19 protein-coding genes are annotated in these 21,630 nt (G+C 71.6%); 7 read left to right on the top strand and 12 right to left on the bottom strand.

Annotated features, from left to right (window positions below; translation table 11 throughout):
* The first annotated feature begins 7 nt into the window (after positions 1–7).
* From FM076_RS31955 to FM076_RS31945, 3 genes are read left to right on the top strand one after another with little or no spacing between them, the layout of a single operon-like run.
* The gene (locus FM076_RS31955) at positions 8–1,456 is read left to right on the top strand and encodes an ATP-grasp domain-containing protein (RefSeq protein ID WP_345945372.1); all 1,449 of its coding nucleotides are present in this window, start codon (positions 8–10) and stop codon (positions 1,454–1,456) included.
* On the top strand, positions 1,453–3,465 hold the full coding sequence (locus tag FM076_RS31950; RefSeq protein ID WP_173874305.1) for a PEP/pyruvate-binding domain-containing protein: 2,013 nt from the start codon (positions 1,453–1,455) through the stop codon (positions 3,463–3,465). The genes FM076_RS31955 and FM076_RS31950 overlap by 4 nt, the downstream gene beginning before the upstream one ends.
* Complete coding sequence (locus FM076_RS31945) at positions 3,462–4,946, top strand: MFS transporter (protein WP_345945370.1); 1,485 nt, start codon at positions 3,462–3,464, stop codon at positions 4,944–4,946. Before FM076_RS31950 ends, FM076_RS31945 begins: the two co-directional genes overlap by 4 nt.
* A gap of 63 nt (positions 4,947–5,009) precedes the next feature.
* On the opposite strand, the gene FM076_RS31940 is transcribed toward FM076_RS31945, so the two are convergent.
* The 4 genes from FM076_RS31940 to FM076_RS31925 are packed head-to-tail and all read right to left on the bottom strand — an operon-like array spanning position 5,010 to position 8,910.
* Positions 5,010–6,194 (bottom strand): NAD(P)/FAD-dependent oxidoreductase, encoded by a 1,185-nt coding sequence (locus FM076_RS31940; protein WP_173874304.1) that lies wholly within the window; start codon positions 6,192–6,194, stop codon positions 5,010–5,012.
* A 60-nt stretch (positions 6,195–6,254) separates the two neighbouring features.
* Positions 6,255–7,055: an amino acid ABC transporter ATP-binding protein gene (locus FM076_RS31935; protein WP_180217876.1), complete on the bottom strand. Its 801-nt coding sequence runs from the start codon at positions 7,053–7,055 to the stop codon at positions 6,255–6,257.
* A complete protein-coding gene (locus FM076_RS31930) occupies positions 7,052–8,002 on the bottom strand; it encodes an amino acid ABC transporter permease (RefSeq protein ID WP_173874303.1) in 951 nt (316 codons plus the stop codon). The genes FM076_RS31935 and FM076_RS31930 overlap by 4 nt, the downstream gene beginning before the upstream one ends.
* Positions 7,999–8,910, bottom strand: coding sequence for a transporter substrate-binding domain-containing protein (locus FM076_RS31925; protein WP_173874302.1), 912 nt, complete (start codon positions 8,908–8,910; stop codon positions 7,999–8,001). Before FM076_RS31925 ends, FM076_RS31930 begins: the two co-directional genes overlap by 4 nt.
* A 131-nt stretch (positions 8,911–9,041) precedes the next feature.
* On the opposite strand from FM076_RS31925, the gene FM076_RS31920 reads away from it, so the two are divergent.
* Positions 9,042–9,995, top strand: coding sequence for a LysR family transcriptional regulator (locus FM076_RS31920; RefSeq protein WP_173874301.1), 954 nt, complete (start codon positions 9,042–9,044; stop codon positions 9,993–9,995).
* A gap of 94 nt (positions 9,996–10,089) precedes the next feature.
* On the opposite strand, the gene FM076_RS31915 is transcribed toward FM076_RS31920, so the two are convergent.
* Positions 10,090–10,722, bottom strand: coding sequence for an HAD family hydrolase (locus tag FM076_RS31915; protein ID WP_173874300.1), 633 nt, complete (start codon positions 10,720–10,722; stop codon positions 10,090–10,092).
* A gap of 417 nt (positions 10,723–11,139) precedes the next feature.
* On the opposite strand from FM076_RS31915, the gene FM076_RS31910 reads away from it, so the two are divergent.
* Positions 11,140–12,378, top strand: coding sequence for a glycosyltransferase family 1 protein (locus tag FM076_RS31910; RefSeq protein ID WP_173874299.1), 1,239 nt, complete (start codon positions 11,140–11,142; stop codon positions 12,376–12,378).
* Between the two features lie 195 nt (positions 12,379–12,573).
* Here the strand turns inward: FM076_RS31910 and FM076_RS31905 are convergent, their stop codons facing one another.
* The 4 genes from FM076_RS31905 to FM076_RS31890 form a co-directional block, all read right to left on the bottom strand.
* Positions 12,574–14,049 carry a peptide MFS transporter gene (locus FM076_RS31905; RefSeq protein WP_173874298.1) on the bottom strand — a complete coding sequence of 492 codons (1,476 nt, stop codon included), beginning with the start codon at positions 14,047–14,049 and terminating at the stop codon, positions 12,574–12,576.
* Between the two features lie 67 nt (positions 14,050–14,116).
* Positions 14,117–15,592 (bottom strand): NAD(P)/FAD-dependent oxidoreductase, encoded by a 1,476-nt coding sequence (locus tag FM076_RS31900; RefSeq protein WP_173874297.1) that lies wholly within the window; start codon positions 15,590–15,592, stop codon positions 14,117–14,119.
* 266 nt (positions 15,593–15,858) lie between these two features.
* Entirely contained in the window at positions 15,859–16,428 is a 570-nt protein-coding gene (locus tag FM076_RS35190) for a cupin domain-containing protein (RefSeq protein ID WP_173874296.1), read from the bottom strand.
* Positions 16,429–16,674: 246 nt separating this feature from the next.
* On the bottom strand, positions 16,675–17,103 hold the full coding sequence (locus FM076_RS31890) for a hypothetical protein (protein ID WP_173874295.1): 429 nt from the start codon (positions 17,101–17,103) through the stop codon (positions 16,675–16,677).
* Between the two features lie 61 nt (positions 17,104–17,164).
* Here FM076_RS31890 and FM076_RS31885 point away from each other — a divergent pair, with 61 nt between their 5' ends.
* Positions 17,165–17,476, top strand: a complete 312-nt coding sequence (locus FM076_RS31885) for a hypothetical protein (protein ID WP_243274698.1) — start codon at positions 17,165–17,167, stop codon at positions 17,474–17,476.
* A gap of 271 nt (positions 17,477–17,747) precedes the next feature.
* Here the strand turns inward: FM076_RS31885 and FM076_RS31880 are convergent, their stop codons facing one another.
* Positions 17,748–18,563, bottom strand: a complete 816-nt coding sequence (locus FM076_RS31880) for an SDR family NAD(P)-dependent oxidoreductase (protein ID WP_173874294.1) — start codon at positions 18,561–18,563, stop codon at positions 17,748–17,750.
* A gap of 433 nt (positions 18,564–18,996) precedes the next feature.
* Positions 18,997–19,959, bottom strand: coding sequence for an alpha/beta hydrolase (locus FM076_RS31875; RefSeq protein WP_173874293.1), 963 nt, complete (start codon positions 19,957–19,959; stop codon positions 18,997–18,999).
* A 153-nt stretch (positions 19,960–20,112) separates the two neighbouring features.
* On the opposite strand from FM076_RS31875, the gene FM076_RS31870 reads away from it, so the two are divergent.
* A complete protein-coding gene (locus FM076_RS31870) occupies positions 20,113–20,766 on the top strand; it encodes a TetR/AcrR family transcriptional regulator (protein ID WP_173874292.1) in 654 nt (217 codons plus the stop codon).
* A 334-nt stretch (positions 20,767–21,100) separates the two neighbouring features.
* On the opposite strand, the gene FM076_RS31865 is transcribed toward FM076_RS31870, so the two are convergent.
* Entirely contained in the window at positions 21,101–21,568 is a 468-nt protein-coding gene (locus FM076_RS31865) for a MarR family winged helix-turn-helix transcriptional regulator (RefSeq protein WP_173874291.1), read from the bottom strand.
* Positions 21,569–21,630 lie beyond the last annotated feature (62 nt).

Raw genomic sequence — 21,630 nt, 5'->3', positions numbered from 1 at the left:
AACTTCAGTGAGCACGGTGCTGTTGGTGCACGCCAAGGGTGGTCCGCCGCTCGGCTACGTCCTGTCCCGGGCAGCCGCCAGAGCGGAAGTGCATCTGCTGGCGCTCAGCGCGCTTCCGTCCGCGGTCGCCGCGTCCGCCGACAGTCTGTGTGCCTCGGTCGCGTCGCCCGCCGAGGCGGAACGGACCGACCTGGTATCGCTGATCGTCTCCCGGGCCGAGGCCGTGGGGGCGGACGCGGTGCTCACCTTCTCCGAGTACGCGGTCGTCGCCGTGGCCGAAGCCTGCGAGGCCCTCGGTCTCGCGGGAGCGGGAGGCTCGGCAAGGCTCGCCCGCGACAAGCGGATGATGCGGCACACCTGGCAACAGCAGGGCCTGCCGCAGCCGGCGTTCCGTCCTGTCGCCACGGCCACAGACCTCCAGGAGGCCACCGCCGCCCTGCCCTGCCCCCTGCTGCTGAAGGCGGCCTGGAGCGCGGGGTCCACCGCCCACCAGATCATCGGCTCCCCGCGGGAGGCCGCCGCCGCATGGCGGCGCTCGCAGGAGGTGATGGCCGAATCCGCTCAGCTGGGCTTCGCGGAGCTCCATGTCTCCGATGCCCACGCGCACTTCGTGGTGGAACAGATCGTGACCGGCGCCACCGCGGACTGGTTCGACGAGCCGGGGTGGGGCGATTACGTCAGCGTCGAGGGCGTGGTGGCCCACGGCGTCTTCCACCCCGTCTGCGTCAGTGGCCGGATGCCCACGGTGCGGCCGTTCACCGAACGCGCCGGCATCATCCCGGCGCCGCTCCCCACGGATCTCCAGGCCCGTGTCGTGGCCCTCGCCCGGGAGGCCGTCGACGCCCTCGGACTGCGCGACTGCGGTACGCACACCGAGATCAAGCTCGGTCCCGGCGGACGCATGTGGCTGATCGAGACAGCAGCCCGCTTCGGAGGAGCGATGACCGTCCCCCAGATCGAGGAGGTCTACCGACTCGACCTCGTCGGCATGCTGGTAGACCACCTCCTGGGCCGACCGGTCGCCTGGCCCGAGCGGGCACTGGGTCCCGAGGAGGCGCGCAGCGCCGCGGGGTCCCTGGTCGTCCTCGCGGTGGACCGCGACGGCGGGGCCTGGCCCGACCGCAGGGTCTGGGACTTCTCCGCGGTGGAGGAGGCCGTCGCACTGAGCGAGGGCAGCACCCTGTCGGTCGTCCCGGACAGTTCCCTGCCCGACGGCAGCACCGTGCCGGCCTACGACCCCGCCGCCGGAGCGAACACGATGGCGGCCCTGTGCCTGCTGACCGCCACCGACGCGCACACCGTGCTCCGCGACTGCACGACGCTGGTGGACGCGCTGCCCACCGTGCTGCCACCCGCCACGCCCGGCACGGCCCCCACCGCACAGTCCACGCCCGCCGCCGGCCCTCTTGCCCGGCGGGACGCAGCGGGACACGAGGTCGAGGAGGTCGCCGCATGAGCACCCCACCGCTCACCACCGGCGCCCGGGAGCCCGTGGCCGACCGCACAGTGGTCGGTGAGCACCTGTCGCTGCCGCTGTTCCGCACACTGTCCGGCGTCCTGGCCGGCCACCCGTACCTGAAGGTCGTGGTCGACCGCGCCGAAGACACCTGGCACCTGCTCGACACGGCCGCGCACCCGTTCCACGCCGACTACATCGCCACCCGCGTCCTCGGCATGGACGTCAGCGAACTCGACGCCTCGCTGGACGAGTTCAACGCCTCCGTCTACATGGCCCCGGACCGCCGCTTCCTGCTCGGAGTACTGTCCCTCCACGCCGAGGAAGGACCGGAAGGCCACGAGCGCACCTTTCTCGTGCTGGAGACGACCGAGGCCGACACCATGGACGGAGCGTTGCTGGAGTTCTTCTACACCTTCGTCCGGGAACGCGTCGATGCCAGGCTGCCGCTCCTGCTCAAGCCCGCCAACCACCGCCAGGAGGAGGAACTGGCCGAGGTCAGCGAGCAGCGGGTGCCGCGCATCCTCGGCCACGAACTCTTCGGCACCAGGGCCAGGACTCCGCTCCACCCCGGGGAGGTCACGGGCCGGTTGCGCTGCTTCCGGACCACGAAGGAGTACGAGGCCGCGGCCGGCGGACTCGGCTGGTCGGACATCGTCGCCATGCCCCGCCTGCCGGACGACGTGCAGCGGGTGGCCGGATTCATCAACACCGCGCCGACGACCCCGCTGTCCCACACCAACGTCCTCGCCTCCGGGTGGGACATCCCCAACGCGATCGTCCGCGACTTGGAAGAACTCGTCGAGAAGGACGGCCTGGACGGCGCCTGGGTCCGCTACCGGGTCCGCGAGGACGAGATCAGCCTGACGCGGCTGGAGCAGGCGCCCGAGCTGCGCGCCCCGGCCTGGCACCAGCAGCGGATCCGGCTGGAGCCACCGCTCCTGGAGGACGCGCCCGTGCTGTCCCTGCACCGGCTGCGCGCGTCCGACCGCGACCGCTACGGCACCAAAGCGGCCAACCTCGGGGAACTGCACCACGTGCTCGACAGCCGCACCGCTGACCTCACCGCCTTCTACGCCCGCCCCCGGCCGCCGCGGGAGAACCTCTACGGTCACCTCGCGGCCCGGCTCGGACTGTGCACGCCCTCCCCCGCGGAACTCCGCGCGGCCGCGACCGCCTTCGTCGCCGGCACGGTCGGGGCCCCGGACGGTGTCGCCCTGCCCTTCTCCCTCCAGCACCGCTTCCTCACCTCCTCCCCGGCGCTCCAGCAGGGCATCGGCAAACTGAAGATGGCCCTCGAACTCGGCGCCACCGAGGTGCTCGACGCGCTCTGCCTGGAGATCCAGCATCTGATCCGGCACGCTCCGGTGCCCGGATCCGTCGCCGAGCAGATCACCCGGGCCGTGCCAGCGCCGCTCGCCGGGGACGGCCGCCTCGTGGTGCGTTCCTCCTCCAACGCCGAGGACCTTCCGGGTTTCTCCGCGGCCGGTGTCTACGACTCCGTCACCACTGTGCGCGGCGAGGACGAGCTTCTCGACGCGGTGCGGCAGGTGTGGGCCTCCCTGCTGTCACCGCGCAGCGTGCGGCTGCGTCACCAGGCGGGCATATCCCTGGACGACACGTACATGGGCGTGATCATCCAGGTGTACGTCCCCGCCACGCTCGGCGGCGTCCTGGTGACTTGCGACCCGACCCGGCGCGAGGACTTCCGCACCGTCTATCTCAACTGTTCGCCGGGCTCTCCCGAACAGGTCGTCGAGGGAGGCGTCCTGCCGCAGCAGTACCTCTACAACACCGTCGAAGGCGGCGGCCGCACCGTCGCCCTCGGCACCGCGGGCGAGGAGCTGTCCGCGGGCATCCGTGCCCGGCTCGCGGACCTGTCGCTGACCGGGCGGCTGCTCCAGTCCCACTTCAGCGCACCCGAGGTGGACCGCCCTCTGGACATCGAGTGGCTGCTGACCGACCAGGGTGACTTCCGCCTGGTCCAGATCCGCCCCTACGCGCTGTGAGCGCCCGTCTCCCGCGACCGCGCTGCCGCGCACGGCCCGCGGCCGGCGCTCCGACCGTCACCGCCCGCCGCATCATCCGGCTGGGCTACGGCTTCCAGCTGCTGTTCAACCTGCTGTGGTGGATGCCGGTGTTCTACGCGTACCAGAAGGACGCCGGACTCTCCGACGGGCAGATCTTCGGTATCCAGAGCATCTACTACGTGGCCTTCTGCCTCTTCGAGGTCCCGACCGGGCTGATCGCCGACCGCATCGGCGCCCGCAACTGCCTGCGGGCCGGCGCGGTCGTGATGACGGCGGCGAACCTCGCCCCGGTCTTCAGCGCCTCGTACACCGGGTTCCTCGTCCACTTCCTCGCGATTGCCGCCGGCCGCTCCCTCACCTCGGGAGCTGCCAGCGCCTACCTGTACGACGGGCTGCGTGCCGAGGGGTGCGACCAGCACTATCTCAGGGCGGAGGGCACGGCACGGGCGCTCGGACTCGCCGCGAAGGTCGTGTGCTGGCCACTGGTCGGGCCGCTGATGGCGCTCGCCCACCCCGCCCCGTACGTGCTGAGCGCCGTGAGCGCGGCGGGGTCCCTGGCCTGCGCAGTGGCCCTGCCCCGGCTGGCCTCCCCGGCCAGGGCCGACGGTGCCCGATTGCCGGGCCGCACGGGGAAAGCATCCGGCGCGGGAGGCGGCCGCGGGAGAGGCACCTCGCTGGGAGAGGCGAGGGCCGCGCTGCGCTGTGTCGCCTCCTCGCCGTGGCTGGCCCTGGTGATGGCGCAGGGCGTGGCCGTGTTCACGCTGTCCCGGATCTGCCAGGTCAACCTGTTCCAGCCGATCCTGTTCGACCACGGCATCGACGCGTCCTCGCACGGCGGGGTGCTCGCCGCCATGACCGTGGCGGAGGCCGTGGGGGCGGCGCGCCCCCAGTGGCTCGGTCGTCGCCTGTCACCGGTGGCCTGGGTCTCCCTGCTCAGCCTCGCCCTCGCGGGCTGCCTGGCGGGCGTCGCCCTCGGTGGACCCTGGACGGTCGTCGTGCTGCTCTGCCTGTTCGCCGCAGCCACCGGTTTCGCCTATCCGGTCCAGCGCAAGCTGGTCAACGACGCCGTGCCCGCCCACGCCCCGCGGGCCACACTGCTGTCGGTCGAGTCGATCGTGGACCGCGCGGTGTGCGCGCTGGCGGCCGTCGCCGTAGGCGCCTATCTGTCCGCCGGACGCCTGGACGCCCTGCTATGGCACAGCGCCCTGGCAACCGTGCTGCTGCTCGGTGCCTTGCAACTGGTCCTCCGCACGGCGGCGCGGCGGCGGCCTCAGGAGAAGACGGCGGAAGCGAGCGCGACCCGCGAGTCCGCCGACCGGCCAGGCACCGGCCCGGCCCCGGGCAAGGCTGCTCCCCCGGAGGCGTCGTGCTCGCTGTCCGGGCCGGACCTCTCGGTGCCCCGCCGCTCTCCCACCTCGCTGAAATCACGGAAATCACCTCATAACGAGGGCGCGGTATAAGAGGGCCCTGTTCGCTCCGTCCCGCCGTCCCGCCGTCGAACGCCGCAGCCGTGGCCGGACCGGTCAGCCGAGTCCGGGCGCGGCGGGGGCGGCGTCCGCGCGGTGGCCGCTCATGGTCGCCAGGCTTTCATCGCGGACCGGGTGCGAGGTGTCGCGGTCGGGACGGTAGGGGGCGAGATCGGGGACCGGGTCGGAGGTGGTCAGCTCCCGCGCGGCGAGCGCGCCGAGGAGGGGGGCGAGGGTGACGCCGCTGTGGCTGACGAGGGTGTAGAGGCCGGGTGCCTGCGGGTGCGGCCCGGCCAGGGGGAGGCCGTCCTCGGGGACGGGGCGCACACCGATACGGGTGCCGCTCATGGCGCGGAAGGCCGGAAGGATCGCTGAACACCGGGTGAGCAGGTCCGCCTCGGGCGGGACCGGGGTCGCGGCGTCCGGGTCGAGAAGGGCGTCGACGGGCCAGGAGATGGCGCAGGCCCGGTTACCGGGGGCAGGACGCAGATCGACGCCGGGCGTGGCGACGATGGCGCGCAGCGGGTCGGGCAGCGGCGTGGACTCCCCCACCAGGCCGGGGATCTGCCGCAGCGGCAGCCGCACGCCGGCCAGTCCGGCGATGCGTCCGGCGTCGGGGCCCGCGCAGTTGACGACATGGTCGGCCTCGAAGCGCCGGCCGCGCGCCTCGGCGCCGCGTACGCGCTCACCGTCCCGCAGCAGCGCGGTCACCGGGCTGTCGTGGCGGATGTCGGCGCCCAGGGCCGCCGCGCGGTCCAGCAGGACGCGCGCCAGAAGGGGGGCGTCGTACCAGGCGGCGTCGTCGTGCACGACGAGTTCGGAGGCGCGGCAGGAGGCCGGGTCCACACCGGGTGCCAGCGTGCTCAGCTCACCGGGGTCTGCGCTGCGGCAGGGGTGTCCCCAGGCGGCGAGGCGCTCGGCGCGGGCGCGGAGGGTGCGCTGTTCCTCCTCGCTGTGGCCCCACTGGACCAGTGGGACGGGATGGCGCCATCCGGGGGCGTCCCGTCCGACGCCGAGCTGAGCCTCCAGTTCGCGGTGGAGCGCGGCACTGCGCCGGTTGAGCAGGAAGTAGGAGTGGGGGGTCTTGAGATGGGTGACGTCGATGGAGAAGGTGGCGCTGGAGGTGCCCGGCGTACGGCCGCCGGCGTCGAGCACGGTGACGCTGACGCCCGCCTCGGCCAGGCGGTGAGCGGTCGCGGCGCCCATCACTCCGGCACCGATGACGACGGCTCGGGTGGTCATGGAAACTCCCTCAGGGGTGGCGGTCGGGGGCAGGACGGCCGGCGGCCCCGGCCGGGGCGGTCACAGGACCTTGCTCAGGAACGCGCGGGTACGCTCGTGGCGCGGGTCGCCCAGGACGTCGGCCGGCGTTCCGGTCTCCACGACGATCCCGTCGTCCATGAACACCAGCGAGTCACCGACCTCGCGGGCGAAGCCCATCTCGTGGGTGACGACGACCATCGTCATGCCGTCCTCGGCGAGCGCCCGCATCACCTCCAGCACCTCGCCGACCAGCTCGGGGTCGAGCGCGGAGGTGGGCTCGTCGAAGAGCATCAGTTCGGGCTTCATCGCCAGGGCGCGGGCGATGGCGACCCGCTGCTGCTGTCCGCCGGAGAGCTGAGCGGGGTAGCTGTGCGCCTTGTCGGCGAGGCCGACGCGGGCGAGCAGTTCGGCGCCGCGTGCGCGTGCCTGCTCCTTGGGCTCCTTCCGGACGCGGACGGGGGCCTCGATGACGTTCTGGAGCGCGGTCATGTGCGGGAACAGGTTGAAGCGCTGGAAGACCATGCCGATGCCCTGGCGGCGGCGGGAGACGGCCTTCTCGCTCAGCTCGTGGAGCCGGCCGTCGCGCTCCTGGTAGCCGACGAGTTCGTCGCGGACGTAGAGCCGGCCCCGGTCGATGGTCTCCAGGTGGTTGATGCAGCGCAGGAAGGTGGACTTGCCGGACCCGGAGGGGCCCACCAGGCACATCACCTCGCCGGGCGCGACGGTCAGGTCGATGCCCTTGAGCACTTCGGTCCGGCCGAAGCTCTTGTGCACGCTCTCGGCCCTGATCACGGCCCGGCCCGCCGCGCGGGCGTCGTGCGGTGTCCCGGTGAGTGTCAACGTGCCGTCTCCTCACGGTTCTTACGGGCTGCCGCGCGCAGCCGCTGGAGCGGGGTGGGCGGCAGGTCGCGGCTGGCTCCGCGGCCGAAACGGCGCTCCAGGTAGAACTGGCCGACATTGAGCACGGAGGTCGCCACCAGGTACCAGAAGCACGCGACGACCAGCAGCGGAACCTGCTGGAAATTGCGCGAGTAGATGCCCTGGATGGAGGTCAGCAGCTCGGGTACGGCGATGGCGAAGACCAGTGAGGTGGTCTTCAGCATGGAGATCGCCTGGTTGCCGGTGGGCGGGATGATGATGCGCAGCGCCTGCGGCAGGACGATGCGGCGCAGGGTCTGCCCCCGGGACATGCCCAGCGCCTGGGCGGCCTCGTTCTGGCCGTCGTCGACGGAGGTGATGCCCGCGCGGACGATCTCCGCCATGTACGCCGCCTCGTGCAGGCCGAGGCCGAGTACGGCGGCGGTGAGCTGGGTGATGAGGGTGTTCGTGTCGGCCTGGACGAACGTCGGCCCCCAGGGGATGCCGAGCCCGACGGTGGGGACGACCGCGGACAGGAAGTACCAGAACAGCAGCTGGACCAGCAGCGGGGTGCCGCGGAAGACCCAGATGTAGCACCAGCTCAGCTGGGAGAGTATCGGGTTCGAGGACATCCGCAGAACGGCGAGGACCACGCCGCCGACGACACCGAGCGCCATGGCCAGCACCGTCAGCAGCAGCGTGGTGCGCAGTCCCTCCATGATCACCGGTGAGAAGAGGAACTCGCCGACGGTCCCCCACTGCATACGGGGATTGGTGATCCAGCCCTCCAGGAGGAAGACCAGCAGGAAGGTCACCACGATCGCGGCGAGGCGCAATCCCGGACGGCGCTGCGGGACAGCGCGGAGGGACTCGGCCGCACCGCTGGAGCCGGCGCCGCCGGCACCCGCCCGCACGAGGGTCTCGGTCATGCCGTGCCCCCGTTCACCGTGGCGCGCTTCAGCGCCCCCGACCGGATGTTCCACTGTTTGAGGATCTTCGCGTAGGTGCCGTTGTCCATGAGTTTCTGCAGGGCACCGCGGATCGCCCGTACCAAGGTCCGCTCCTCTTTGTTGATCAGGATCCCGTACGGCAGGAAGCGGTACGGCTCGCCGGCCGTACGGAACCTGCCGTGCGACATCTCCGCCTGGTAGACGACGGTGGGGGTGCCGCCGACGAACGCGTCGGCGCGGCCGGTGGACAGGGCCTGGAAGCAGCCGACGGAGTCGGGGAAGACCAGCTTGGCCGGCTCCGGCTTGCCGGCCGCCGCGCACTTCTTCGCCTGCGCCGCCACGTCGTCCACCTGCGAGGTGCCCTGCTCGACGGCGACCTGGCTGCCGCACAGCCCGGCCAGCGAGTCGAGGTCGTCGGCCGCCTGCTCGGAGGCGAGGATCGAGCTGCTGGTCTTCATGTAGTCGACGAAGGTGACCTGCTCCTGGCGCTCCTTCTTGTCGAGCATGGCCTGGATCGCCACGTCGTAGCGGTGGGATCTGACACCGCCGATGATGCTGTCGAAGTTCGCCTGCACGAGGTGCACGCGGACGCCGAGGACCTGGCCGATGGCGCGGACGAGGTCGGGCTCGGCGCCGATGACGGTTTTGTTGTCGATGTCCAGCAGGGACAGCGGCGGATAGTCGTTGCCGACGGCGGAGGTGAGTGACCCTTTCTCGCGGATGTCCGCCGGGAGCAGGGAGCGGAGTGCGGGGTCGACGCGCTGGGCGGGCACCTTGGACTGGTTGACGGTCGCGGTGCCGCCGCAGGCCGTCGCGGTCGAGGTGAGCAGCGCCGCGAGCGCCAGGGGAAGTGCGGTGGCACGGGCCCGCACATGCCTTCCGGGCACGGTGCCTCCCTTCTGCAGCTGCTGGTCAGGGCCGGGGCTTGGGCTGGTGGACGCCCAATCTGCGGGATGGCTCAGGCCCGGGCAAGGTCAGAGAGAATGAACGTTGCCGGACAGGGTGTTAAGTTCGGCTGATGCTGACCCCGCCGCAGCTGCAGGCCATATGCGAGGTGGTCGCCGCCGGTTCCTTCCGCACGGCCGCCCAGCGCCTCGGCTACACGCCCTCCGCCGTCTCCCAGCAGATCTCCGCCATTGAACGCGCCCTGGACGTGCGGCTCTTCGAACGCTCACCGCGCAGCGTGCGGCCCACCCCGGCCGGGCTGCGGCTCGCCCGGCGCGCCGGGCGCCTGCTGGCCGACCTGTCGGCGACGGAGAACGAGATGCGCGCCTACGCCGCCGCCGAGCGCGGGCGCCTGCGGCTGGGCAGTTTCTGGTCCGCGGGGTTCCGGCTGGTACCGACGGTGCTGGCGGGGTTCCTCCGCGACCGGCCGGAGGTCGAGGTGCGCTACGAGGAGGGCGACCCGCAGGTCACGGTCCCCGCGGTGCTGGAGGGGCGGCTGGACCTGGCCGTGATCTTCGAGTACGGCGTGGTGCCGCACAACTGGCCCGAGGGCCTGGAGCACACGCTGGTACTGGAGGAGCCGCTCTACCTGCTCCTTCCCGCGGCGCACCCCCTGGCGGAACGGCCGCACCTGCGCCTGGCCGAGCTGCGGGACGAGCGCTGGATCAGCTATCACGAGGACACCGACGCCGCACGCTGTCTGCGCCACATCTGCGCCGCCGGCGGCTTCCTGCCCGAAGTGCTCTTCCGTACGAACGACTACAACCTGCCCTACGAGCTGGTCCGGCAGGGGCTGGGGGTGGCCATCGCGCCCGAGCTGGCCGTGGTGGACGCCCCGAACGCGTCGGAGGCTCCGGGGACGCGCCTCGTCCGGCTCACCGACCCCAGCCACACCCGTCGTGTCTACGCCACCCGTCGCACCACCGACCCCAACCCCTTCCTCCCCCAAGCACTCGACCTGCTGCACGCCGCGGCGGCGGCGCTTCCCCGGCGGGACGAGCGGGAGTGCCGCACGGTGACCGGCTGAGCATCGGGCACCTGCCCGCACGGCTCGCAAACGGGCCGGTGGCAGACCGTATGGACGTCGGCACCTCTTGGCCGCGGTCGCTGCTCGCGCGGGCTCAGAAGCCGCGGGCCAGGCGTTCGATCAGACGTGCCGGGAGGTAGGCGGGTCGGCACGGCTGCCCGGTCCGGTAGGCCACGTAGCCGAGGGACGCGGCCACGGCGGTCTCCTCGGCGGTCTCGGCCTGGTAGACGAGGCGGCAGCCGTGCGCGTCCGCCTTGGCACGTTTCCAGAGGACGGGCGACGGCTTGCGCTCCGCCTCGGTGCGCGGGGTGAGGACGCGGTCACCGAAGTCCCCCCAGGCGAAGGGAACGGGACCCTTCCAGGCCCGGTCGACCTCCTTCTTCAGCGCGGCAGCACGCTCGGCGTCGGTGTCGCCCCAGGAGGACGGCACGTTGGTGATCAGTCCGACCTCGATGTTCCGCCTCCGCAACTCACGCAGGTAGGCGGCCGCGCCGGGCATGTAGCCCGTGCTGGAGTCCTCGTCCGTGTGCACCAGGGTCTCGCCCAGGTCGAAGTAGACGAGAGCGCAGCCACGCGCGGCGTGCGCACGGGCCCCGGCCGGAGCCTCGTACGGTGCCTTTGCGGGCACGGCCGCACTCGGCGTGGCGGCCAGTACGACCGACGCCGCAGCGGCGCCCAGAAATGCCCAGCTCGAACGGAAGAAGCCGCGGGAGGCGGATCTGTTCATGGCGTTCGGCGCCCTTCTCCTCGACGCGACGCACGTATGCGCAGCCGGTGCGGCGCATGACACGGGATGAAACCTCCACACGCCCCACCCGCGTGCCCGGAAGAACGCTCTTCCTGCCGCTGTCCCTTCCCGCCATACCCCTGAAACGCGCTCACCAACACCGACTGGCTTGCCACTTGCGCGCCGTCGCACCGAGCAGGCCCCGCCGGCCGACAGGCGCTCTCGCCGGCCTTCAGGCCGACGGATCGCCGGGGCTTCGAGGCGCCGAACGGGAAAGCAAACAAGGGCGGGAAGGGCCGGAGCACATACTCCTTGCCACTTTCAACCTATAGCGCAACGGGGGGCTTGCCGCAAGGCCCGGGTCATGCCGCAGAATCGGCGGCCGAACGCCAGGACCTGCAGGAACGGGAGTCGCAAGTGCGTGTGCTGTTGACGACGTGGGGATCGCGCGGAGATGTGGAACCGTTGGCAGGACTGGCGGTGGGGCTGCGGGAACTCGGTGCGGAGGCCCGGGTTTGCGCGCCGCCGGACAAGGAGTTCGCGGCGCTGCTGGCGCGTGCCGGGGTGCCGCTGGTGCCGCTCGGCCCGGCAGTGCGCTCGGTGGTGGCCGGCACGAAGCCACCGACGGCCGAGGACGCGTTCCGGCTCGCGCCTCAGCTGGTCGCGGCACGGTTCGAGACGCTCATGGCAGCCGCCGAGGGGTGTGACGCGCTGCTGGCGACCGGTCTGATGCCGGCCGGCGCACGGGACGTGGCCGAGAAGCTGGGCCTTCCGTATGTGCTCGCTTGCTTCCACACCCTGGGCCTGCCGTCGCGGCGCTTTCCCCCTGGGCGGCGGCCGGGCACACCGTCGCCGCGGAGCGAGACCGACAACCGGGTGCTGTGGGAGCAGGACGCCCAGCGGGTGAACGCGCTGTACGGCGATGCGCTCAACAGCCATCGGGCGGCGCTCGGCCTGCCGCCGGTGGACAACGTACGCGACCACGTCCTCACCGGCCGGCCGTGGCTGGCGGCGGACCCGACGCTGTGCCCGTCGCAGGGCATGACGGACCTCGACCTCGTGCGGACCGGGGCGTGGATCCTGCCGGACGACCGGCCGCTCCCGGAGGAGCTGGAGGCGTTCTTGGACGTCGGCCAACCGCCGGTGTACGTGGGCTTCGGCAGCATGGCCGCGCATGCCCCCGACGACATCGCCCGCGCGGTCACGGAGGCGGTCAGGGCGCGGGGCCGTCGGCTGGTCCTCGCCCGCGGCTGGGCGGACCTGGCCCCGATCGACGACTCCGACGACTGCTTCGTCGTGGGAGAGGTCAACCAGCAGGCGCTGTTCCGCCGCGTGGCCGCCGTCGTTCACCACGGCGGCGCGGGTACGACGACGACGGCGGCGCTGTCCGGGGCGCCCCAGGTGGTGGTCCCGCGGATCGCGGACCAGCCGTACTGGGCGAGGCGAGTGGCCGAGTTGGGCATCGGTGCGGCACACGAGGGGACGACGCCGACCCCCGGCTCCCTCTCGTCCGCGCTCGCCACGGCCCTGTCGCCGCAGGCGCGGACACGGGCGAGGTCCGTGGCCGGTGCGATCCGCACCGACGGAGCGAGGGTGGCCGCGAAGCTGCTGCTCGACACCATCGCCGGGAAAGAGCCGCCGCACGTGTCCGTGTGAAGTGCACAACAGCGCGGGGCCGGGGCCGCGGACGACGGCACGCACTCCCGGTGTCCCCGGTCGGGCACGGCGACCGACGGCCCGCGTCGGTGCGGTCCCGGACGGGGCTCCTCCCCCGGTCCCCGTCGGCCTCCCCCCGGGCTTTCGCCGCCCCGGGCGCTGCCGTGAAGGAGGCCCAGCACAGCCCTGGTGCGGCTACTCCGCCTGGAGCCCCGCGTACAACGCCCGGTTCAGGGGCTTACGGGCGAGCAGCAGTGCCCCGCCGAGAACGACCGCGGAGCCCGCGACGATCGCGAAGTAGGCGGCGCTCGGGAGGGCGGCGAAGAGCTGGCCGAGCAGGCCGGAGAGCGACGAGCCGAGAGCCAGGGTGAGGAAGTTCAGCCCGACCATCTGGGCTTTGAGCCTGGCCGGTCCGATCTTCGTCGCCAGCGCCAGTCCGATGGGTCCGACGTAGACCTCGGACGACCCGGCGAGCACCATGAACAGGAGGATGAGGAGAAGCGGGATCGTCGCGTTCCCCGTCGCGGTGGAGATGGCGAGGAGGTAGAAGTACGCGAAGCCGATCTGGAGGAGCCCGATGGCGAACTTCGCCACCGGCTTGGGCTGCCGCTCCCCGAGACGGCCCCACAGGCGTGCGACGAGCGGTGTGATCAAGACGGCCGAGAGCGGGCTGACGGCCGTGATCCAGGCGCTCGGAAACCTCCAGGTCCCGATCTCCAGGTCGACCCGGTCGGTGATGAGGATCGAGCTCGCGGTGAACTTCTGGAAGAGGAACCCGAAGTAGACACCCGAGAGCAGGAACAGCGGCAGATAGGCGCTCACCCGCCGCTTCTCGTCGTCCGTCACCTTGGCCGAGGAGAGGATGACGGCGAAATAGCCGGCCGCGGCCACGAGCGCGGCGATCGTGACGACGCTCGACATGTTCTCCGCACGGAACAGCCCGCTGAGCGAGCACACCGCGATGACGGCGACCGCGGCGACCGTGTACCCGAGCGGGGCGAGGATCCGGTCCTTGGGCAGCGGGTTGTTCACTCGTCCCGCGCGTTCGGGCAGCTTCTTCAGTGAGAAGCCGTACTGGACGAGAGCGGCGAACATGCCCACCGCGGCGAGGACGAATCCGTAGTGGAATCCCCACTGGTTCTGGGCGAAGCCGGTGGACAGCGGCCCTGCGACGGCGCCGATGTTGATCGCCATGTAGAAGTAGGAGAACCCGGCGTCACGCCTGGCATCGGTGTGGCCGTCGAGCATGAACCCGACGATCGAGGTGATGTTCGTCTTGAGAGCGCCGGTGCCGAGGATGATGAGTACGAGACCGACCCCGAGACCGGTCAGCCCGGACAGGGCCGCGAGGGCGAGGTGCCCGCAGGTGATGACGATCCCGCCCCAGAGCACGACGTACTTCGGGCTGAGGAGCCGGTCACCGACCCAGGCCCCGGCCAACTGGGCCAGGTAGACGGCGCCGCCGTAGGCTCCGACGATTCCCGACGACGCGGCGGGCCCGAGGTCGAGACCTCCCTCACCGAGGGAGTACAGGAGGTAGAAGGACAGGATTCCCTGCAGGCCGTAGAAGGAGAAGCGTTCCCACAGTTCCGTGAACGCCATGCTCCATATCCGGCGGGGCACGGTACGGTCCTCGGCGGGCGCGGCGAGCCGCGGCGTTGTCGATGTCATGGTGGTACCTCGCAGTCGTGAGCTGACGGTTCGGGGTGGAGAACCGTCGGCAGCGCGGTCGGTCCTGCTACTCGTGGAGTCCGGCCAGCCGGGAGCCGAAGCGGGCGATCAGCGAGGTCCGCCCGGCGCGGCGGTACTGCTCCCAGCCGTCCGCGACCTCGAAGAGCCGGTACATCGCGTGGACGCCGAGCCAGCGGAGGGGTTCGGGTTCCCAGAGCCCGGAGTCGTGGTCGTTCCACGGCAGTGCGGTGCGCGGGGTGGACCTGCCCTCGGCGCGGTCGAGGAGCGTACGGGCCGCCAGCTGGGTCGCCGTCACCCCGTGTCCCGCGTAACCGCGGGCGACGCCGACGCGGGTGTCCGGATCGAAATGGATTCCGGCGCACCAGTCGCGGGTGACGCCGATGGCTCCCCGCCAGGCATGGGCGATCGGCATGTCGATGCCGGGGAAGAGGGCGGCGAGCTTTCCTCGCAGCTGTGCGACGGTCCGCCTGTCGACGGCGCCGCTGCCGGGTGTGCCCGAGTTGTAGGCGTAGGGCGAGCCGCGTCCGCCGATCGCGATCCGGCCGTCGGCGGTGCGCTGGGCGTAGACGAAGGTGTGGGCGGCGTCGCTGAGGCATTCCCGGCCCTGCCAGCCGATACGTTCCCAGGTCTCCTCCGGCAACTGCTCGGTGACGATGATTGAGGAGTTCACCGGGACCAACTGCCGTGCGCCGAGGCCGGGCGCGTCCCCGGTGACGGTGCCCGAATAGGCTTCGAGACAGGACAGGACCGTGGTGCCGCGCACCGGACCGCGATCCGTCAGCACGGTGCCCTTGCTGATGTGACGGACCCGCGTCCCCTCACAGATCCGTACGCCCCGCGCGGCGACGGCCGCGGCCAGGCCCCGGGTGAGCAGCGCGGGATCGACGGCTGTCGTGCGCGCGTAGAGGATGCCGCCGACCGCGCCCTCGACGTTGACGCGGGCCCGTGCCTCGGCCGCGTCGAGGAGCCGGACATCGTCGGTCGAGTAGCCGTAGGTGAGGTCGCTTCGATACGTCGCGCGGATGCGTTCCATTCCGGCCGGGGTCTGGGCGACCTTGAGGTTTCCGCCCTGCGTTTGGTGCGCGTCGATGCCCTCGGTGCCGAGAACGGCCAGCGTCTCGTCGATCGCGGTGAACATGGCCTGCTGGAAGGCGCGGACGGCCTCGGTCCCGTTCCCACCCGCCGCGTCGACGGACTTGGCGTAGACGGCTCGGTTGCCGGGGATCAGGGTCGAGAGCCAGCCCCCGTTGCGTCCGCTCGCGCCATAGCCGACCTCCTCGGCCTCCAGGACGGTGATCGCCCGGTCGGGGTGGTCGAGCGAGGCGTAATAGGCCGCCCACAGCCCGGTGAGCCCGCCGCCGACGATGACGAGATCCTGCTTCTCGGCCGGCAGGGGGACCCGGGACCGGGTGCCGCGCGCGGAAGCGCTCGCGGTCCGTCCGGCCGAACGCTGCCCGGAAAGGTCCGGGGGGACGGAAGCCCGCATCCAGTGCGAGATGTCACCATTACGGTACGTGGTCATTACCTGTTCCTCGACGGTTGCGGAGTCGTGGCGCCCGACCGGGCGGGCCGCACTGGCTGACGGCGCACCGGCACCGCGGTAGGGCGTTCGGCACCGAGGGGACGGATGGCGTACGCCGAGGGTGTCGGGGCGCGCCGCGGCCAACGCCGCGCGTCGCCGCGTCAGGACGCGCGGGCGCAGGTGTGTTCGGGCACGTTCGTCTGGGCCACGCCTCGGGGCGCAATGCGGGGACGTGCGGGGGCGGGAACGTGTTCGGACGGGGACGGTCAGTAGGTCGGAGGAGACATCGCCCACAGGACCCGGGCCTCGGCGGTGCCTGTGCTCTCGGCGACGCGGTGCGGCCGGCTGCTGCGGTAGTGGACCGAGTCGAAGGACGACAGAGCATGGGTCTCGCCGTCGACCGTGACCTCGACGGCACCCTCGATGACGAGGAGGACCTCCTCGGAATCACCATGCGTGTAGGGGTCGACGCCCGTTGATCCGCCTGGTGCGAAGTGGCCGAGGAGGAGTTCGAGGTGGTCGAAGTGCGGCGGTGTCAGCTTGATTTTCGAGGCGCCCTCACCGAAGGCCACGCCTTTGGCGTCCCGGAAGCGGAGTACCGGCCGGGCCGCGGACGAGGTCTGTGCGAAGAGGTCGCCGACGTTGAGACGAAGCACCGCGCAGATCCGCTGGAGTGTCGACACACTCGCATTCGAGCGGCCGCGTTCGATCGAGGAGAGGTGGCCCTCGGTGACCTCCGCACGGGCAGCGACATCGCTGAGGGTGAGTTGCAGTGCTCGCCGGCGACGACGGAGTCGTGCGCCCGGAGTCTGGGTCGTTCCGGATTCGGTGCTCACGGCGGAGAAGCTAACCCAGTTTCGGTGTCACCTCAATAGCTTGGACTGCGGTAAAGAAAAATATGGTGTCCGAGGTCAGGCCCGCTGAACCGCTCGGCCCGAGTCGGGAGTTGCTCCGGTTCAGCCGCGGTTCGGGGGCCGGTCAGTCGACCCGCCCCGCTCGCGGCCCCGGTGGCGGCGCGCGGGGCGTTCCTGTGGGCCGCACGGCCCGCTCCCCGGCCGCCGGGGCCAGCCTGGCGGTGCCCGTCAGTGGCGGTCGGGAGTCCGCAGATAAGCGAGGGTCATGTCGCCGAGCTGGTCGGCGTACCACTTCCAGGCGTCCGCGTCGTCGAGGCCGTCGGGGCGCAGTACGGCGTGGACGCAGGCTCCCAGCACGGTGCGGGCCACGGCGTCGAGGGCCGCGGGGGGGTCGGTGCGCCGGATCTGGCCGAGGTAAGGGGTCGCGGCCTCGTGCAGGAGGCGGCGGACCTCGGCCGCGGTCCGCGCGGCCCGCTCGCTCAGGCCGACCGCCTGGCCGGGCAGCAGGCCGGCGATGAAGCGGCTGCCGGACGCGTAGGAGTACGCCAAGGCGTGGGCGAAGGCGTCCAGCACACCGGGCAGTGAGGGTTCGCAGTCGTCGAGCCGCGCGGCCAGATGGTCCTCCAGCCGCTGGAGGGCGCGCTCGCTCAAGGACAAGACACTGCTCCTCAACGCCCACCCCGAGCACTACGTCGATCCGCCGGAGTACAAGGGAGGCATGGTGGAGACGATCGGTGGCCACCTCACCCGGTTCAAGGTCTCGATGACACGGGAACTGCCCCCGCCGGTACGTGCGTTCCTCGACGCGGCCTACCCGTTGTCGCTGTTGAACGCTTTGCTCAGCCTGGACGACGGCACCCCCTTCGCGTACTGCCTGCACCAGGCACGGAACACCGGAACCGGCGCTGAGGTGGTCGTACGCGTCATCTATCCGTCCGCCGCCCCGGACTCGATGATCCAGAGCCACTGCGAACACCTGGCCATCGAATTCCGGAGCTGTATCCGGAACGCGGCGGCCGCGACCCGGTAGCCGGCCGGCGACAGATGATTTTTCGCGGAGGAGACGCTGATGGGTCTCGGCGCGGCACAAGAGGGCGCAGCCGGTATCCGGCCACTCCGGTTGCCGGTTGCCGGTTGCCGGTTGCCGGTTGCCCGATATCGAAGTAGCGGGGAGTCACCGGTGCGGAACTGTTCGGCTGCCTCGGCACAGCCGTGACGCCGGCTGGTCCGGACGGCCTCATGCACAAGGCTCCCGGTCAGCGCTGCCCCCTCTCCGCCTCATGGCATGTCGGCGCCCGGGGTCAGTGATCGCCTTCGCGGCTTTCGAGACGGAAATCAAACGGAACCGTTCCCGGGTCGAGGGCGGTGACCCCGCCGTCCACGGTGAGGACCGCGCCGTTGACGAAGGACGCGGCGGGCGACAGCAGCCAGCCGATCGCCTCGGCGACCTCGGACGGGTCGCCCGCACGCCCTGTGGGCACCAGTTTCGTGGCCTCCGCGTACGCCTCCTCGGTCCCGCCGCCCAACCCCGACTCCTGAGCGAACCGGGCCATGCGCCGGTCGGCCATCTCGGTGCGCACCCAGGTGGGGCACACGGTGTTGGCGCGCACGCCCCGGCTGCCGTAGTCGACGGCTACCGAGCGGCACAGCTGGAGAAGCGCCGCTTGGGAGGTGGCGTACGCGGCGTTGCCCTTGCCGTTGCGCAGCGCGGAGACCGAGGAGACCGCGACGACCGAACCACCGGTCTCCAACAGGCGCGGAAGAGCCGCGCGCAGCATCAGGAACGGGCCGGTCAGATTGGTGCGGATCACTTCCTCCCAGGTCTCGTCCGAGAGGTCTCCGACCGCGCCGCCGCGTCCGACACCCGCGTTGAGCACCAGCCCGTCGAGCCTGCCGTAACGGGAAACCGTGACCTCGACCAGTTCCTGGACCGCGGCCGGGTCCGTCAGGTCGGCGCGGTGCGCCAGAGCACCGGTCTCGTCGGCCACCTGCCGTAGGGGCTCGAGCCGTCGGCCGCCGACGACGACATGGTGGCCTTCGGCGCGCAGCAACCGGGCGGTCGCGGCACCGATACCGGTGCCCCCACCTGTGACGACGACAACGCGGGCTTCGGGCATGACCGTTGGGACTCCTCGGCTCAACCGGACGGAGGGGGGTCGGAGGAAGGCGATCAGTTTGTGATCATACGCACGACCCGGTCCTGCCGCGCCGCAGGCCCAGGAGCGGGCCGTCCGTGTGACCGTCCGTGCGGCTGCCTGTGCGGCCTTCCGTGCCGCAGTCAGAGATCAGTACGGGATCGGCCGAGCCGACCTCACGTCAGCCGCATTCCCCTCCGGAGCAGTGCGACCGCGATGACACCCGCCGGCCAGGGAAGTGTTCCGGAGCAGCCCAGCTCCGGCGGCAGTCCGGTCGCGCGCAGGTGTCCTTGGCCGGCAGTCCGGCCGGCCCGACGCCGGTGCCGAGCAGGAACATCACGGTCGCCTGCAACCGAGGCCGGGTCAGGAGAGGATGGGCCGTCGGCCCAAGGAGCAGAGGGGGTTTGCTCCTGCGTCACTCCCCCAGAGCCGTGCGGAGGAAGGCGAGGATCTCCGCCTGGGCGGCCTCGACCTGTGGTTCCACGCCGGGCAGGGTGAGGAAGGCGTGCTTGGCTCCGGGGTATTCGGAGAGCCGCACGGGGTTTCCTGCCGTGCGCAGCCGCTCGGCGTAGCGGCGGCCGTGGTCGGCGACCGCGTCTCGGGTGGGCACCACGACGAGGGCCGGGGCGAGCCCGCTCAGGTCCTCCGCGTACAGCGGCGAGAGCGCGCGGGCGTCGTCTCCCGGCGGGACGGCCAGCTGCCGGAGGAACCGCAGGAGCGGCAGGGCCCGGGTCGGGCTGTAGGCGTACTCGGTGGTCGAGGGGTGGTCGAACATCGTCCCGGTCACATCGACCACGGGGTTGACCAGCACCTGCGCCGCGAGCCCCAGACCGTCGTCCCTGGCCCGGAGGGCGGTCAGCGCGCTGATCAGCGCGCCGCAGCTCTCACCGAAGACGGCCACGCGCGCCGGGTCGGCACCCCACCGCGCGGCGTGCCGCACCAGGTGCTGGAGCACGTCCCAGCCGTCGTCGACGGCGTGCGCGAGCGGGGTGTCGGGGGCGATGAGGCGGTGCTCGACGGAGACGACGAGTGCGGGCAGCCGTGCGGCGAGGTGGCTGTTGGTCCAGTCGCACTGCACCGCCGTACCCACGAAGCCGCCGCCGTGGACGTGGACGACGAGGGGCAGGCCGGTGCCCGCCGCGGCCCCGTCCTCTCCCGTCGGGGCCGGCCGGTGGACCCGGACGGGCAGGTCGCGGCCGGGCAGCCCGATCTTCCGCCATTCGATCGCGGCACCGGCGTCCGGCTCTCCGAGGAGCGTCCGCGCCGCGTCGGAGGCCCTGAAGCGGTTCTCCGCCTCGCGGTAGGCGCGCAGCTCCTCGTCCGTGATCGCCGAGAAGTCCGGCTCCGGCGGCCGGGTCATGGCAGAGGTCTCACTCATGCGTCCTTCTCCCCTTCCCGGCCGCAGCCGGGAGTCTCGTCGTGTGGGAAGCGTGTCGACCTCATTATGCACGCACCGCGTGCATCAGCAAGTGCACGGGTAAGGCAACGCTGAGCGCATAAGTTAGGCTGAGTTCGGAACGAGAGGGGCGAGATGACGGGCCGAAGGCGATGGTCGACCGAGGAGATCCTCGGCACGGCGGCGGAATTGCTGCGCACGAGCGACGCCGAGTCGTTCAGCGTGCGCAAACTCGCCGCGGCGCTCGGGACCGACTCCTCCAGCCTCTACCGGCACTTCCGCAACAAGACCGAACTGCTGCGCGCGGTCGCCGACCGCATCCTGCTGACCGCCATGGACGGCTACCGCCCCGAGGGCGACTGGAAACAGCGCATCACCAACCTGGCTTTGCGCATGCGCGAGGCCTTCGGCGAGCAACCCGAACTCGCCGCGGTATGGGGACGCTACGGGTCCGGCGGCACCGGATCACGGCTGCTCATGGAAGAGCTGCTGCAAGCCCTGCGCACATCGGGCCTGCCCGACGCACACGTCCCGGCGCGCTACCACCGCGTCGTGATCCTCATCGCCGCGCTGATCACCTCCGAGGCGGGGTTCGCCACGACCAGCGCCGAGGAGTATGAACAGGGCCTGGAGCAGTTCCGCGTCGCGGTGCTCGGCGCCGACCCCGAACGCTTCCCCGCCCTGGCCCACTACGCCCGCGACATCCGTCCCCTCGGAGCAGACCGCAAGGCCGCATTCGAAGAGATCCTCGCCGCTCAACTCACCTACATCGAGAGCGAGATCGCCTGAGGTGTCGGCTCACAGCACAGCGTCGGCCGAGGTCTCCCCACCCAGCCGGCGCGAGGCCGAAGAGCTGCGGCGTCTTGCCCGCCCTTGGTGCGGGGCCCGGGTCCCGGAGCGAGCAGGCTGACGCGCCGCGGGTTCCCGTGGGGTGCGGGCCGAGGGGCGTTCGGCCATGGCTGCCGCCTTCGGTGACAACGCCATCGCCCTCACCCTCACCGCCGAGCTCGGCCTGCTCATGGGCGGCGGACCGGTCGCCGCCCGCCGGAGCATGCGCGCCACCTGCACCGGCGAGAGCCCCCAGCCCCCGCCCCCATCGGCCCCGGTCCACGTTCCCGGCCTGTCAGACGACCGGACCGCCCGCGTTGCGGATGAGCCGCTGGAGCACCTTCACCGTGGTGACGTAGTCCGCGTCGTCGATACCCTCGTGAAGGGCGGCGCGGATCGCGGGGGCGTTGCGTGCGAGGTCGACGCGGGCCTGCTCCCCCTCCTCGGTGAGCCACAACCGGTCCTCGGCGTCCCGGGACAGCCAGCCGCGCTCCACGAGTACCTCGGCCTCGGCCGCCAGATCGTCCTCGGGCCGGATGTAGGTGGCCATGGCCTCCCGCAGCTCGGCCAGGGTCATCCCCGTGCCGTCGGGAGAGATGTCGTTCTTCGACAAGTTGCGCAGCAGCCAGAACTGGGGCTGGGTGTACCCCTTTTCGGCCTGCCGGGCACGGGTGTAGGCGATGAGCGCCTCGTAGGCGACACCGGTCCAGTAGGCGGCGGGCTGCCCGGCGAGTTCGGCGTCGGACATCTGCTGGGTCGTCATGGGTATTCCCTCTGGTCACCTCGGATACGGAGCCCTGCACAGCTGTGCAGGTTCATGCGACG

Source organism: Streptomyces albus subsp. chlorinus (assembly GCF_013302895.1).
GTDB lineage: Bacteria > Actinomycetota > Actinomycetes > Streptomycetales > Streptomycetaceae > Streptomyces > Streptomyces chlorinus.
The sequence above is the reverse complement of the archived record's forward strand: the minus strand, read 5'-3'. Positions and strand labels throughout refer to the sequence as shown.

Bases quoted from the DNA above. Each gene is read 5' to 3' on its own strand.
- FM076_RS31950 (WP_173874305.1), top strand. From the start codon at position 1,453: ATGAGCACCCCACCGCTCACCACCGGCGCCCGGGAGCCCGTGGCCGAC.
- FM076_RS31940 (WP_173874304.1), bottom strand. From the start codon at position 6,194: ATGACCACCCGAGCCGTCGTCATCGGTGCCGGAGTGATGGGCGCCGCG.
- FM076_RS31930 (WP_173874303.1), bottom strand. From the start codon at position 8,002: ATGACCGAGACCCTCGTGCGGGCGGGTGCCGGCGGCGCCGGCTCCAGC.
- FM076_RS31920 (WP_173874301.1), top strand. From the start codon at position 9,042: ATGCTGACCCCGCCGCAGCTGCAGGCCATATGCGAGGTGGTCGCCGCC.
- FM076_RS31915 (WP_173874300.1), bottom strand. From the start codon at position 10,722: ATGAACAGATCCGCCTCCCGCGGCTTCTTCCGTTCGAGCTGGGCATTT.
- FM076_RS31905 (WP_173874298.1), bottom strand. From the start codon at position 14,049: ATGACATCGACAACGCCGCGGCTCGCCGCGCCCGCCGAGGACCGTACC.
- FM076_RS31900 (WP_173874297.1), bottom strand. From the start codon at position 15,592: ATGACCACGTACCGTAATGGTGACATCTCGCACTGGATGCGGGCTTCC.
- FM076_RS31885 (WP_243274698.1), top strand. From the start codon at position 17,165: ATGGTGGAGACGATCGGTGGCCACCTCACCCGGTTCAAGGTCTCGATG.
- FM076_RS31880 (WP_173874294.1), bottom strand. From the start codon at position 18,563: ATGCCCGAAGCCCGCGTTGTCGTCGTCACAGGTGGGGGCACCGGTATC.
- FM076_RS31875 (WP_173874293.1), bottom strand. From the start codon at position 19,959: ATGAGTGAGACCTCTGCCATGACCCGGCCGCCGGAGCCGGACTTCTCG.
- FM076_RS31870 (WP_173874292.1), top strand. From the start codon at position 20,113: ATGACGGGCCGAAGGCGATGGTCGACCGAGGAGATCCTCGGCACGGCG.
- FM076_RS31865 (WP_173874291.1), bottom strand. From the start codon at position 21,568: ATGACGACCCAGCAGATGTCCGACGCCGAACTCGCCGGGCAGCCCGCC.